This window comes from Streptomyces sp. GQ60, assembly GCF_059758875.1.
In genome coordinates this window covers 29,120-43,396 of the sequence record NZ_JCAXEG010000004.1, presented here as the reverse complement: position 1 = coordinate 43,396, position 14,277 = coordinate 29,120, and the positions used below count along the sequence as shown (strand labels likewise).

Here is a 14,277-nt window from a genome sequence, read left to right as displayed (position 1 = left end):
CGCCCACCCGCACCGCGCCCCGCTACGGGGCCGTGGAGCCCGACCGCTTGTTGTCCTGGGGCGGCGCCGAGTCGGAGGAGACGGCCAGCCAGCCGCCGACACCCACCGCCGCGGCCAGCGCAACGGCGGCCGCCGACAGCGCGAGCCTCCGCTTGCGGGCGGTCTCCGCCCGGTGCCGCGCGGAGCCCGGCCGGTGCCCCCCGGCCGGGCGCGGAACCCGGGCCGTGCCCAGGGCCCCGCCCGCCAGCTCGTCCGGCCCCGGCACCCGCATCGAGGTGTGGGTGTCCCGGTTGGAATCCGTGGAGGAGCCGGGGACCAGCGGGACCACGCCCCGCCGCCGCACCGGATCGGCGGCCGTCTCCGGTTCCACGAAGTCCGGCTGCTCCGGCTCGTCCGGCTCGTCCACGTCCAGCGGCGGCATCCCCGCCAGCAGCGGCAGCAGGTCCCGCAGCCGCAGCGAGAGCTCCGAGGCCCGCAGCCGCGAGGCGGGGGCCTTCGCCAGGCACTGGACCATCAGCTGCCACAGCTCGTCGGGGATGCCGGGCAGCGGGACGACGGTCTCCGTCACGTGGCGCCGCAGCACCGCCCCGGGATGCCCGCCGCCGAACGGCGTGAAACCGGCGAGCAGTTCGTACAGCACGGTGGCCAGGGCGTAGATGTCCACCGCCGCGCGCGGCGGCAGCCCCTCCACGATCTCCGGCGCCAGGTAGTCGGGCGTGCCGATGATCCGGGTCGTGGGCGCCGAGACCCGTCCGCCGGTGGCCCGCCGCGGTGAGTCGATGAGCTTGGCCACGCCGAAGTCGGTGAGCAGCGCGGGATGCGCGCCGCCCGGGCCGAGCGGGCCCTGCATGTCGAGGAGGACGTTTTCGGGCTTCACGTCCCGGTGCACGACCCCGGCCGCGTGCGCGGCGGCCAGCGCGTCGGCGACGTCCGCGACGATGGCGACGGCCGCCTCGGGGGCGAGCCGCCGCTCGCGGTCGAGGCGTGTGCGGAGGTCCGTACCGCGGACGAGGTCCATGACGAGGGCGAGGTCGTTGCCGTCGACGACGAGGTCGCGGACGCAGACGACGTGCGGGTGCTCGAGGCCCAGGAGCGCGCTGCGCTCCTGGACGAACCGTCCGACCAGTTCCTGGTCGGAGGCGAGGTCCTCGCGCAGCAGTTTGACGGCGACGGGGCCGTCAGGCCCCTCGCCCAGCCACACCGTGCCCGCGCTGCCGCGTCCCAGGATCTGGTGCGCGGTGTACCGGCTGCCGATCTTCCGTGCCACAACTGCTCCCTCAGCGGCTGGCGTACGCACCAAAGCTACGCGGCCAGGTGGGTGTTGGAGTCCACGGATCGCGGCGACCTTCACTTCTGCGGGCGAAATCACGTCCCGGAAGTCGACAAATCCACGAAGTCACCGGTACGGGGCCCGGTTCGGGTGGATTGCGCCGGTACAGCGCCCCCGGGAAGCGCGCAGAGCTCAGGGAGTCGTACCGCCGCCCGTGGCGTCGCCGATCGCGGTGACCCAGTCCACGACGTCCGAGCCCCAGGTCCACACCTGGTCCCACCAGCCCCGCCCGGTGCCGACCCACTCCTGGAGCGGGGTCAACTCCCAGACCAGCCAGCCCGCGACGAAGAACACCAGGATCATCACCAGGCAGCCCTTGAGGCAGCCCAGGCCGGGGATCTTCACCGGGTTCGCGCTGCGGCGGGGCTCGCGGGGCTCCCGCCGGGGCGGCTGCTGACGCGGCGGCGGACCCTGCGGCGGCTGCTGCTGGGGCGGCGGCTGGGGCTGGCGGTACTGGGGCTGCCCCTGCGGCTGCTGGTACTGCTGGGGGTGCTGCTGCGGCGGCTGATAGTGCTGCGGCGGGGGCTGCGGCGCGTACTGCTGCTGCGGGTACTGCTGAGGCTGCTGGTACTGCTGCGGCGGCGGAGCCTGCCGGTACGGCTGCTGCTGCGGAGGCTGCTGGGGCCGCTGCGGCTGCTGGTGCTGCTGCGGCGGCGGGCCCTGGCGCTGCGGCCGGCGGCGCAGGGGATCCTCGCTCGGGTCCAGGTACTGCATCTGCGTCTGCTCGTTGCGGTCGCGGGCGGCCCGCATCTGCGACTGCCACGGGTGCGGCTGGTCGGGCCGCTGCACGGGCGGCATCACGGAGGTCGGGTCGGCCCCGGGCGCCCCCGTGCTCGGGAGCACGGACGTGGCGTCGGCCGCGCCGACCGGCGGCATCACGCTGGTCATGGCGTTGGGGGCGTAGGCCCCCATCGGGGAGGCACCGGCCCCGCCGGGCAGCATCTGCGTGGCGTCCGCGGCGCCCGGGGTCTCGGGCACCGGCGCGGGCGAGGGGTCGGGCGCGAGGAGGGCGCCGACGCCGAGGGCGGCCTCGACCTCGGCGGCCGTGGAGTGCACGCCGATGCCGGAGGCGACGACGCGCAGGCCGCGCGCCAGGGTCTCCGCGCTGGGGCGCTCGTAGGGCTCCTTGCGCATGCAGCGCTCGATGACCGTCCACAGCGGCTCGGGCACGTTCGGCGGGCGCTGCGGCTCCTCGCTGAGGTGGCGGTGCAGGACCTCCAGCGCGGTACCGCCCGCGAAGGGCGGCCGGCCGGTGAGGAGTTCGTAGAGCAGGATGCCGGCGCCGTAGATGTCCACGGCGGAGGTCTGCGGGCGGCCCTCGGCGGACTCGGGGGCGACGTAGGCCGGGGTGCCGACGAACTCGTGCGTGCGCGTCAGGCCCGGGGAGTCGGCCAGGCGCGCGATGCCGAAGTCGGTGAGCATCGGCTTCATCTGGCCGTCGCGCTCGTCGACCAGGACGTTGGCGGGCTTCAGGTCGCGGTGGACCACGCCGTCGGCGTGGCTCGCGGCGAGCGCGTCCGCGATCTGGGCGGTGAGCAGGCTCGCGGCGACCGGGGTGAAGGGACCGTTCTCGCGCAGGTACCGGTGCAGGTCCGGGCCGTCGACGAGGTCCATGACGAGGGCGAGGAGATCGCCCTCCACGACGAGGTCGCGGGTGCGGACGATGTTGGGGTGGGTCAGGCGCAGCAGGACCGAGCGCTCGCGCAGGAAGCGCATGACGATGTCCGGGTCCTGGGCCAGCTCCTCCTTGAGGACCTTGATGGCCACGGTCTCGCCGGCGTGGCCGGCTACCGCCGCCTCCGCACCGGCCGCCTCCCGCTGGCGGGCGCGCCAGACGGTGCCCGTGGCGCCGCGCCCGAGCGGCTCCTCGAGCAGGTACTTGCTGCCGACTGGCCGCACGTCGCGCGCTCCCTGCTGTCGTCGAGTCCGGCGAGTGGTCAAGCGCGTGATCCACGCTTGATCCACGCCTGATCTGCGAAATGGTTTTCCGGCCCACTCTAGGGCTTGTCCCGGGGGAAGACGCGGGGTGAGGGAGGTTGGTTGCCGCACATATGCGCGAAGGGTGATGTTTGCGGCGTATGCCGGGGGCGATTTTCCCGGTCTTCGTGTCGCTATCCGATCGGCCCGCTCGCAGGTCCGGTGCCGATCCGCGACCGATCAAGATCACTTGTCGGTGGGTGACGGGCGTGTTGAGGACGACAGGTGCGAGGATGCACCCGTACGGAACGGCCGGGACGGGAGCCCCGCCTTCCGAGCAGACCTGACCGGACGACGCGTCCGTGCCGGGTGGGGGCGGGCGGACGGGCACCGCATGCGAACGGCATGGGTGACCGTCCCGCGGGTCCCTGCCGGGCGCACACACCGCGCACCGCGCAGAAGGGACCGCTGACGGCGATGCAGATCCGGCTGACCGTCCTTGGGTCGGGGTCGCGCAGCGGCCACCAGACCGCCACCGCGACCGCCACCGGCGGGGGTACCGGCGGAGGAGGCGGGCCGGCGAGCTGTGACGTACTCGTCACCGCGCCCGCCGGCACCGCGCTGTCCGCGGTGGCCTCCGGGCTCGCGGCGACCGTCGGCGGACCCGACACCGGCGGCACGGTCGTGCTGTACGCCGGTGCGGAGCGCCTGGACCCCGCGCGGTGCGCGCTCGGCGAGCCGCCGCTCGTGGACGGGGCGGTGCTGTCCCTGAACGTGCCCGGCCCCGACGTCCGGACGGACGGGACCGCGGCCGCGACCTCCCTCGGCGACGGGCCGCAGTTGCACGTCGTGGCCGGTCCGGACGCCGGCGGGGTGCACCTGCTGCACCCGGGCGCGATCCGGATCGGGCGCTCGGCCGACGCGGACGTCCCGCTGGACGATCCGGACGTATCGCGCCTGCACTGCACCGTGACGGTCCTGCCCGACGGGCGGGTGGCCGTGGCCGACCTCGGGTCGACGAACGGGACGACGCTCGACGGCGCGGTGGTCGGCGCGGAGCGGGTGGCGCTCGCGCCGGGGGCGCTGCTGCGGGTGGGCGAATCCACCCTCCGGCTGGCCGTGGGCCCGGCCCCCGCTCCCCTCCCGCTCACCCCGGACCTGGAGGGCCACCTCTGCGTGCCCCTCCCGGAACCCCACCCGGACGGGGACGCCGGACACCCCGATGCGGTCCGCACCGGCGGTACGCAGGCCCCCGCGGCCGGGCCGCACCCCGGGGGCGGTGCCTCCGGCGGAGCGTGGACCGGCCCCGGCGCGGGGGGCCCGGGAGCACAGGGACAGATCCCCCGCCCCGCCCCTTCCCGGAACGGGGCCTTCGTCCCCGACCCCGTCCGGCCCGGCTCCGCGGCCGGCGGCCCGGGCGCGCCCGCGGCGCACTGGGACGGTGGCGCCGGAGCGGCCCCCGCCGCCCCGGGCACCGAGCAGCACGCCGGAGGCGGCCGGGGCGCGTCGGGCTCCGCCTCCCCGGACCCCTGGCCGTACGACGAGGCCGACCGGGACGGCGACGCCGGCCCGCTCCGTGCGGGCCGCATCGCCCGGCCCGTTCCCGGGCCCGGCGCCCCGGGTGCCGGACACCACGCGGTCCCCGACCGGCCCGCCCGGACCGGTTCCGGGGCCGGACCGGCCACACCGGACACCGATCCCTACGCCGGGACCGGCCCGGCCGCGCCCGGCGCCGGCCAGTACGGCGGAGCGGTCCACGCGGGCGCCGCCGGGCCCTACACCGGACCGGCACACCCGGCCGCGGCCCCGGGCCCGCAAGGCCGCGCCGGGGCGGGGTCGTCCCCGCGGACCGGGGTCGAACACCACGGCGCGGGCGGCTGGGAGCAGCCCGGGGCGGCCCACGAGGCCGGGGCCGAGGCCGAACCCCGCCGTGGAGGGCGCCGCGGCATCGGGGCCTGGGCGCGGAAGTGGGTGCGCGGGGCGGAGGCCGCCGAGGTGGAGGTGGTCGCCGAGACGGCGGCAGCCGTCGCCGCGCGGCCCGGCTCCGACGATCCCGCGGCCCTGCTCCTCACCGCCCTCGGGCCGGCCCCGCGACTGTGGGCCGGGCCCGCCGCGCTCGACGTCACGCTCGGCGCGGGCAGCGAGGTCGCGCTCCGCGAGACCGGCGCGCTCGGCATCGCCGGACCCCGGGCCCGGCTGACCGGTGTGGCCCGCTCCGTCATCGCGCGGCTGGCGGCCCTGCACGCCCCCGGCCAGCGCCTGGAGATCGTGCTGATCTCGGCCGACCGGGCCCGCCCGCTCGCCGAACGCCGCCGCGACTGGGGTTGGCTCGGCTGGCTCCCCCACGTGCGCCCCGCGCACGGCCAGGACTGCAGGCTGCTGCTCGCGTACGACCGCGATCAGGCGGCCGCCCGCGCCGGGGAGCTGGCCCGGCGGCTCGACGACGGCCCCCTCGGCACCCATTGGGCCGCCGCGGGCCCGGACGCGGTCCGCGAGGCCTCGTACGGCTACCGGGGCCCGTTCACCCTCCTGGTCCTCGACGGGGACCCCGGTCCGGGGGCGCTGCGGGACATCACCGGCCGGCTGACCTCACACGGGCCGGCCGCCGGGATCCACGTGCTGGCCCTGGCCGAGGCCCCGGCCGCGACGCCCGCCTCACCGGTCGCCGAGACCTACGAGGCGGCCTGCGCGGCCACCCCCGCCTTCCGGGACTGCCCGACCGCCGCGCTGCTCAGCGGTGATGTGGCCACGACCGTACGGACCTTCGCGGTCTCCGGCGGCAAACCGGCCGCCTCCGGCGGGACGGCCACGGCGGACGCAGTGTCGGCGGCCTGGGCGGAGCGGTTCGCCCGCGCCCTGGCTCCGCTCAAGGCCGACTCCCCGGTCACTGAGGGCGGTTACCGGCCCGCCGCCGCCAACCTGCCCCAGACCTCCCGGCTGCTCGACGAGTTGGGCCTGGCCCGGGCCACCCCGGCTTCGCTGATGGCCCGTTGGGCCGCCGCCACCGACCAGGGGCAGCGCGTCGGCGGGCTCGCGGAGATAGTCCTGGGCACCGGCCGGCGCGGACCGGTGGGCGCCGAACTGGTCACCGACGGGCCGCACGTGCTGATCGAGGGGCCCGCCGGCAGCGGCCGTACGGAACTGCTGCGCTCCGTCGCGGCCTCCCTGTCGGCCGCCGCCCGGCCCGACCGGCTCGGCCTGGTCCTGCTCGACGGGTCCGGCGGCGAGCGCGGCGACGGCCTGCTGCCCTGTACGGAGCTGCCGCACGTCTCGGCCCACCTGGTCGCCTCGGACCCGCTGCGGATGCGGGAGTTCGCGCAGGCGCTGGGCGCCGAGCTCAAGCGGCGGGCCGAACTCCTGGACGGGGTGCCGTTCTCCGAGTGGCACGCCGTGCGCGAGGTCTCCGACCGGATGGTCTCGCCCCGCCAGCCCACCCCCGGCGAACTGCGCGGCGATCTGGAGCCCCAGCGTTCCGGCACCCTGCGGCTGCGCTCCTCGGCCACCCGTACCGATCCGGCGGCCGGGCCCAGCCCGCTGCCCCGCCTCGTGGTGCTCGTGGACGACTTCGACGCGCTGGTCGCGCCGGGCCTGGGCAGCACGGGCCGGCCCGCCGCCGGTTCGGTGGTCCGCGCGCTGGAGGCGGTGGCCCGCGAGGGAGCCCGCCTCGGGGTGCACCTGGTGGCCACCAGCGCCCGCCCGGACCGGACGGCCGACACCGAGCTGGCCCGGCTGACGACCCTGCGCGTGGAACTCGACGCCCCCGACCAGCCGGGCCCCGGCCGGGGCGTGCTCCGGTACGCCGACGGGCGCACGGTCCCCTTCCAGGGCGGCCGGGTCACCGGCCGGATCCCCCGGACGGCGACGCTCCGGCCGACGGTGGTGCCGGTGGAGTGGGAGCGGATGGGCGATCCGCCGGCCCGTCGCCCCGTCCGCGAGCTGGGCAACGGCCCGACGGACCTGGCGCTGCTGGCCAGCGCCCTGGACCGGGCCTCGCACCTGGTGTCGGCGGTACCGGTGCTGTTCCCGCCGGCCCCCTGAACCAGAACCCCGAGCGGCCCCCCGAGGGGACCTCCGCACACCCCCGTACGCCGCGAGGCGGTATTGCGGGGGTGCGCGGGGCGGCGTAGACCTTGTGGCACGGGACACACCATCGCCAGCGAGGCATCGGGGGCACCGCCATGCGCAAGCACGGAACGAGCCGCACGACATCCCTGCGGACACAGCACACTTGGGCCGCACTGGCCGTGGCCGGGGCGCTCGCGCTCAGCGCCTGCGGCGGCGGTGACGGCAAGGAGCCCGCGAAGGGCACCGACGGCACCGGCACGGCGGGCGGGCCGGTCGTCGCGCTGCCCCGGCTCGACGGGGAGAAGCTGGAGGTCGCCGCCGTCTGGACGGGCGCGGAGCAGGCGAACTTCGTCAAGGTCCTCAAGGAGTTCGAGCGGCGGACGGGCGCCACGGTCACCTTCGTCCCGGCGCAGGACCCGATCGTCACCTTCCTCGGCTCGAAGATCGCGGGCGGCGCCCCGCCGGACGTGGCGCTGCTCCCGCAGGTCGGGGCTCTGGTCTCGGCGGTCAAGAACAAGTGGGCGCAGCCGGTCGGCGCCGACGCGCAGGCCCAGCTCGACAGCAACTACTCGCCCGGCTGGAAGAAGCTGGGCGCGGTCGACGGCACCCAGTACGGCGTGTACTACAAGGCCGCCAACAAGTCGCTGATCTGGTACAACGCGAAGGCCTTCGAGGCGGCGGGCGTGAGTCCCCCGGCCACCTGGAAGGAGCTCCTCACGGCGGCCGACACCCTGTCCGCGTCCGGTACCCCGGCGGTTTCGGTGGCCGGGGCCGACGGCTGGACCCTGACCGACTGGTTCGAGAACGTCTACCTCTCGCAGGCGGGCCCGGAGAAGTACGACCAGTTGGCGAAGCACGAGATCAAGTGGACGGACGACAGCGTGAAGCAGGCGCTGACCTCGCTCGCCGAGCTGTTCGGCCGCAAGGACTTCCTCGCGGGCGGCCAGAGCGGGGCGCTGGCGACCGAGTTCCCGAAGTCGGTGACGCAGACCTTCACCGGCGGCGACCGGCCGGCGGCCGCGATGGTCTTCGAGGGCGACTTCGTGGCGGTGAACATCGCGCAGACGGACGCGAAGGTGGGTACGGACGCGCTGGTCTTCCCCTTCCCCTCGGTCGGCGGCAAGGCCCCGGTGGTCTCGGGCGGTGACGTGGCGGTCGCGCTGAAGGACTCGAAGGGCGCGCAGGCGCTGCTGACGTTCCTGGCCTCGCCGGACTCCGCGCGGATCCAGGCCCGTGAGGGCGGCTTCCTCTCTCCGAACAAGGCGCTCGAACCGGCCGCGTACCCGAACGACATCCAGCGCGGTATCGCCGAGGCCCTGATCGCGGCGGGCGACGACTTCCGGTTCGACATGTCGGACCAGGCCCCGGCGGCCTTCGGCGGAACCCCGGGCGCGGGCGAGTGGAAGGCGCTCCAGGACTTCCTGGCGAACCCGGCCGACGTGGCGGGGACGCAGGCGAGGCTGGAGGCGGACGCGGCCAAGGCCTACGGGAACTGATCCCGTGGCCTCCCCCACCGGATCCCCCGTGGCCTCCCCCGCGAACCGCCCGGCGACACGCCCCGCGGCCGGCCCGGCGACCGGCCGCGGCACCCCGAGGAGCAAGGAGAACCGGCGCCGCCGCCTGACCGCGGCGGCGTTCCTCCTCCCCTGCCTCGTCCTGCTCGGCGCGCTCGTCGTCCATCCCATCGGCTACTCGCTCTACCGCAGCTTCTTCGACCGCTCGGGCCAGGAGTTCGTGGGCGCCGGGAACTACGGGGAGATCCTGCGCGACGACACGATCCGCACCGCCCTGGGGAACACGGCGATCTGGGTGGTGCTGGCCCCGGTCACCGCCACCGCGCTCGGCCTGCTCTTCGCCGTGCTGACCGAACGGGTGCGCTGGGGCACGGCCTTCAAGCTGATCGTCTTCATGCCGATGGCCATCTCGATGCTCGCCGCGGGCATCATCTTCCGGCTCGTCTACGACGCCGACCCCGACCGGGGCGTGGCGAACGCCGTCTGGGTCGGCGTCCACGACACCTTCGCCGAGTCCTCCGCCTTCCCCAAGGCCCGCCCCGGCCGGGACTCCCCGCTGGTCCCGGCGGACGGGGGCGCGTACGTGACCCGCGATCCGGTACGGGCGGGCGTGCCCGCACCGCTCCCGCTGGTCGGCATCGCCCCGGAGGCACTTCCGCCGGGAACGCGTACGGCGCGGCCGGCCGCCGCCGAGCCCGGGAAGGTCACCGGCACCGCCTGGCAGGACTTCACCCGGGGCGGGGGCGGCGCGACGAACACGGTCGACGCCACCGAGTCCGCGCTCTCCGGGCTGCGGGTCGAGGCGGTCAAGGACGGCCGGGTGGTCGACTCGGCGAGGACCCGGGCCGACGGCACCTTCACCCTGTCCGGCGCGGCCGACGGCGCACTGCTGCGGCTGCCCGCCTCCAACTTCCGGGAGGCGTACGGGGGCGTGGAGTGGCTCGGCCCGACGCTGGTGACCCCGGCGGTGATCGGGGCCTACGTGTGGATGTGGGCCGGGTTCGCGATGGTGCTGATCGGGGCCGGGCTGGCGGCCGTACCGCGCGAGCTGCTGGAAGCGGCGCGGGTGGACGGGGCGAGCGAATGGCAGGTGCTGCGGCGGGTCACCGTACCGCTGCTGGCGCCCGTCCTGGCCGTCGTGCTGGTCACCCTCGTCATCAACGTCATGAAGGTGTTCGACCTTGTCTTCGTGATCGCCCCGGGCGCGGTGCAGGACGACGCCAACGTCCTGGCGCTCCAGCTCTACCGGACCTCCTTCGGCACGGACGCCGATCCGGGGCTGGGCAGCGCCATCGCGGTGCTCCTGCTGGTCCTGGTGGCTCCCGTCATGGCCTACAACATCCGCCGGATGCGCCGGGAGGCCCGCCGATGAGCACACTGCCGGGCGCTTCGCCCCGTACCCCGCCGATCGCGCGGTCCCTCGCCTCCCGGGCAGCCGGCGGGACGGTGCGCGTCTTCCTGGTCCTCGCGGGCCTGTTCTGGCTGCTGCCCACGCTCGGGCTGCTGGTCTCCTCCTTCCTGTCCCCCACCGCGCTGAACGACGGCGGCTGGTGGCAGGCGCTGACGGCGCCCTCCCGGCTGACGGCCGACAACTACGAGCGGCTGCTGGCCAACGACACCGTCACGGGCTCGCTCCTCGACACGGCGGCCATCGCCGTCCCGGCGACCCTGCTCGTCCTGACCCTGGGGGCGTTCGCCGGATACGCCTTCGCCTGGCTGGAGTTCCCCGGCCGCGACTGGCTGTTCCTGCTCGTGGTCGCGCTGCTCGTCGTACCCGTCCAGGTGGCGCTGATCCCGGTCTCCGAACTCTTCGGCTCCATCGGACTGTTCGAGACCACGGCGGGCGTGGTCCTCTTCCACACCGCCTTCGGGCTGCCGTTCGCGGTGTTCCTTCTGCGCAACTTCTTCGCGGAGATCCCGCGCGAGCTCCTGGAGGCGGCCCGGCTCGACGGGGCGGGCGAACTGCGGCTGTTCGCGCGGGTGGTGCTGCCCCTGGGCGGGCCTGCGATCGCCTCGCTCGGCATCTTCCAGTTCCTGTGGGTGTGGAACGACATGCTGGTCGCGCTGGTCTTCGCGGACTCGGCGCACCCGCCCGTCACGGTCGCGCTCCAGCAGCAGGTACGGCAGTTCGGGAACAACATCGACGTGCTGGCGCCCGGCGCCTTCCTGTCGATGGTCGTGCCGCTCGTCGTCTTCTTCGCCTTCCAGCGGCAGTTCGTCTCGGGGGTGATGGCCGGAGCGATCAAGTAGAGCGGCGTGGATCACGGCATCGACGTGCGCGGTTGACGCTCCGTAACCCGAATGCCGCACCCTGCGTAACCCGATCACCACGCCGGGGGTTCCTGGGCCATATGCCCGCGCCGACCCCTGGATGTGCCGTGCCCCGGTTCAGCGTCATCGTGCCCGCGTACAAGGTCCAGGCGTACCTCCAGGAGAGTCTGGACTCGGTCCTGACCCAGTCGTACCCGGATCTCGAACTGATCGTGGTCGACGACGCCTCCCCGGACGCCTGCGGTTCGATCATCGACGACTACGCGGCCCGCGACCCCCGGGTCACCGCCGTGCACCTGGCGCACAACCTGGGCCTGGGGCCGGCCCGCAACGCGGGCCTGTCCCGGGCCACCGGCGACTACCTGGTCTTCCTCGACGGAGACGACACCCTGGCGCCCGGCGCCCTGCAGGCCATCACCGACCGGCTGAAGGCCACCGGGTCCCCGGACGTCCTCGTCTACGACTACGCGCGCACCTACTGGACCGGCGAGCTGGTCCGCAACAGCCTCTCCCACCGCCTCTCCGAGGAGGGCCCGGCCAGCTTCCGCCTCGCCGACCGCCCTGCGCTCCTGGGCATGCTGATGGTGGTGTGGAACAAGACCTACCGCCGCGAGTACGTGGAGCGCGAGGGCCTCTCCTTCCCGCCCGGCTTCTACGAGGACACCCCCTGGACCTATCCCGCGCTCCTGGCGGCGGAGTCCGTGGCGGTCCTGGACCGGGTCTGCGTGCACTACCGCCAGCGCCGCACGGGCTCGATCCTGACCACGTCCACCCGCCGCCACCTGGACGTCTTCGACCAGTACGACCGCGTCTTCGGCTACCTCGCCACCCGCCCCGAGCTGGAGCGCTGGCGGCCCGCCGTGCACCGGAGGATGGCCGAGCACTTCTGCGCCCTGTACGCGGACCCGCGCCGGCTCCCGCGCGCCGCCCGGGCCGAGTTCTTCGCCCGGGCCTCGGCCCTGCTGCGCCGCTACCGGGTGCCGGGCCCCCGGCCGCTGTCGCTGAGCCGGACGGACCGTACCCGCCACCTCCTGATGCGGCTCGGCACGAGGCGCGCGTACCGCGTCCTCTCCCTGCTCCGCTCGGCCTCGCTCACGGGCGGCCGCGCCGGGGCCACCCTGGGGCGGGGCCTGCGCGAAACCGCCCTGCGCCTGCACTACCGCGCGCAGCGCCTGCTGCCGCTCCGCCCGGAGCTCGCGGTCTTCTCCGCGTACTGGCACGGCGGTTACGCCTGCAACCCGGCGGCGATCGAGGCCAAGCTGCGCGAGCTCGCCCCGCGCATGCGGACGGCCTGGATCTGTGACCCGGCGCACGCCTCGACCCTGCCCCGCGACACCGTCCCCCTCCGCCCGGGCTCGGCGGCGTACTGGACGGCGCTGGCCCGCGCGACCTACCTCGTCACGAACGTCAACTTCGACCGTGCGCTGGTCAAGCGCCCCGGCCAGATCCTCGTCCAGACGCAGCACGGCACCCCGCTCAAGCGGGTCGGCCTCGACCTCCAGGACCGCCCGGCGGCCACGCCCACGACGGACTTCGCGGGCCTGCTCCGCGGCGCGGACCAGTGGGACTACCTGCTCTCCTCGAACCGCCACTCCACGCTCGTCTGGGAGAAGGCGGTCCCCTCCTCGTACACGACGCTCGAATACGGCTACCCCCGCAACGACGTGTTCCACCAAGCCACCCAGGCCGACGTCCTGGAGCTGCGCGAACGCCTCGGCATCCCGCCGGGCTCCACGGCGATCCTGTACGCGCCGACCCACCGCGACTACCGCCGCAGCCGCCCCGAACACCTGGACTTCGACCGCATCCTGCGCGACCTGGGCCCGCGCTACACGATCCTCGCCCGCACCCACCTCACCTACGCGGGCTCGCCCTCGCCCGAGCCGCACCCGCGCCTCCTCGACGTCTCGGCCCACCCCTCCGTCGAGGAACTCTGCCTGGCCTCGGACGCGTTGGTGACGGACTACTCGTCCCTGATGTTCGACTACGCGTCCCTGGACCGCCCGATCGTGATCCACGCGGACGACTGGGAGGCGTACGAGGCCTCCCGCGGCACGTACTTCGACCTCCGCGCCTTCCCGCCGGGGGCGATCGCCCGCACCGAGGACGAGCTGGTGGACATCTTCTCCACCGGCCACTGGCAGGGATCGCGCTCGGCACAGCTCCGCGCGTCCTTCCGGGCCCGGTTCTGCACGCACGACGACGGCCAGGCGGCGGAGCGCGTGGTCCGCCGCGTCTTCCTGAGCCAGCCGACCGCCCCCGTCACCCCGCTGGAAGACCGCCGCCCCACCCCCGCGGCCCCCTCCGCCTCCCCGGAACCCACCCTGGCCCACCTGACCACGAGCCGCTGGCCGTAGCCCGGGCGCTCCGGTCTTTTCAGCCGTCCGGCGTTTGAGGACCGGGGGCTGGGGCGGAGCCCCAGGGGGTCCGGGCGCAGCCCGGGGCACCCTCCCAGCCCGTCCGGCGCTTGAGGACCGGGGTCCGGGCAGAGCCCGGGGAACGGGCGAAGGGCGGGTAGGGGACTCCGCCCCGCGCAGCGGAAGCCCCTCAGGCCGCCGGCCCCCCGACCGTCAGCCCGGCGACCACCGACCGCGCGAGGTCGTCCAGATACGCCGCCGACACCGCGTCCCGCACGACCACCTGCCGCCAGTACAACGGCCCGATCGCCAGATCGAGCGCCTTCCCCGCGTCCACCCCCACCGGCAGATCCCCCCGGGAGACCGCCTCGGAGACGATCCCCTCCGCCATCCGCCGCTGCCCCTCCAGCAGAGCCCCCCGCACCGCATCCGCGATCTCCGGATTCCGCGCCGCCTCCACCAGCAGGTCGGGGATCACCGCCGAGGCCACCGGATGCCGCAGCACGTGTGACATCACCTCCAGCAGCGCCCGTACGTCCCCGTAGAGCGACCCCGTCGACGGCACCGGCAGGCCGTCCACGGCGAAGGCCCCCACCAGGTCCAGCACCAGGTGCAGCTTCGACTTCCACCGGCGGTACACGGCCGTCTTCCCCACGCCCGCCCGCCGCGCGATGCCCTCGATCGACATCTTCGAGAACCCGACGGTGGCCAGCTCCTCGACGACGGCCGCCCGGATCGCCTCGGTCACGTCCTCACGGAGAACGGCGGCCCCCGCGGGGGCTCTACGGGCGGCAGGGGCGGCGGCGGCAGGCTCAGGCGTCAT

Annotated in this window: 8 protein-coding genes; 5 read left to right on the top strand and 3 right to left on the bottom strand. The window is 75.1% G+C overall.

Going from position 1 to position 14,277, the window contains the following annotated elements; genetic code table 11:
• Window positions 1-22: 22 nt before the first annotated feature.
• Complete coding sequence (locus tag AC6CKD_RS11665; RefSeq protein ID WP_498327005.1) at window positions 23-1,267, bottom strand: serine/threonine-protein kinase; 1,245 nt, start codon at window positions 1,265-1,267, stop codon at window positions 23-25.
• A gap of 195 nt (window positions 1,268-1,462) precedes the next feature.
• Window positions 1,463-3,229, bottom strand: coding sequence for a serine/threonine-protein kinase (locus AC6CKD_RS11660; RefSeq protein WP_498327004.1), 1,767 nt, complete (start codon window positions 3,227-3,229; stop codon window positions 1,463-1,465).
• A gap of 495 nt (window positions 3,230-3,724) precedes the next feature.
• Here AC6CKD_RS11660 and AC6CKD_RS11655 point away from each other — a divergent pair, with 495 nt between their 5' ends.
• The 5 genes from AC6CKD_RS11655 (at window position 3,725) to AC6CKD_RS11635 (ending at window position 13,454) form a co-directional block, all read left to right on the top strand.
• Entirely contained in the window at window positions 3,725-7,285 is a 3,561-nt protein-coding gene (locus AC6CKD_RS11655) for an FHA domain-containing protein (RefSeq protein ID WP_498327559.1), read from the top strand.
• A gap of 140 nt (window positions 7,286-7,425) precedes the next feature.
• Window positions 7,426-8,808 carry an ABC transporter substrate-binding protein gene (locus tag AC6CKD_RS11650; protein WP_498327002.1) on the top strand — a complete coding sequence of 461 codons (1,383 nt, stop codon included), beginning with the start codon at window positions 7,426-7,428 and terminating at the stop codon, window positions 8,806-8,808.
• Between the two features lie 4 nt (window positions 8,809-8,812).
• Window positions 8,813-10,198 (top strand): carbohydrate ABC transporter permease, encoded by a 1,386-nt coding sequence (locus AC6CKD_RS11645; RefSeq protein WP_498327001.1) that lies wholly within the window; start codon window positions 8,813-8,815, stop codon window positions 10,196-10,198.
• Window positions 10,195-11,076: a carbohydrate ABC transporter permease gene (locus AC6CKD_RS11640; RefSeq protein ID WP_498327000.1), complete on the top strand. Its 882-nt coding sequence runs from the start codon at window positions 10,195-10,197 to the stop codon at window positions 11,074-11,076. Before AC6CKD_RS11645 ends, AC6CKD_RS11640 begins: the two co-directional genes overlap by 4 nt.
• A gap of 128 nt (window positions 11,077-11,204) precedes the next feature.
• Window positions 11,205-13,454, top strand: a complete 2,250-nt coding sequence (locus AC6CKD_RS11635; protein ID WP_498326999.1) for a bifunctional glycosyltransferase/CDP-glycerol:glycerophosphate glycerophosphotransferase — start codon at window positions 11,205-11,207, stop codon at window positions 13,452-13,454.
• A gap of 190 nt (window positions 13,455-13,644) precedes the next feature.
• On the opposite strand, the gene AC6CKD_RS11630 is transcribed toward AC6CKD_RS11635, so the two are convergent.
• A complete protein-coding gene (locus AC6CKD_RS11630) occupies window positions 13,645-14,277 on the bottom strand; it encodes a TetR/AcrR family transcriptional regulator (RefSeq protein WP_498326998.1) in 633 nt (210 codons plus the stop codon).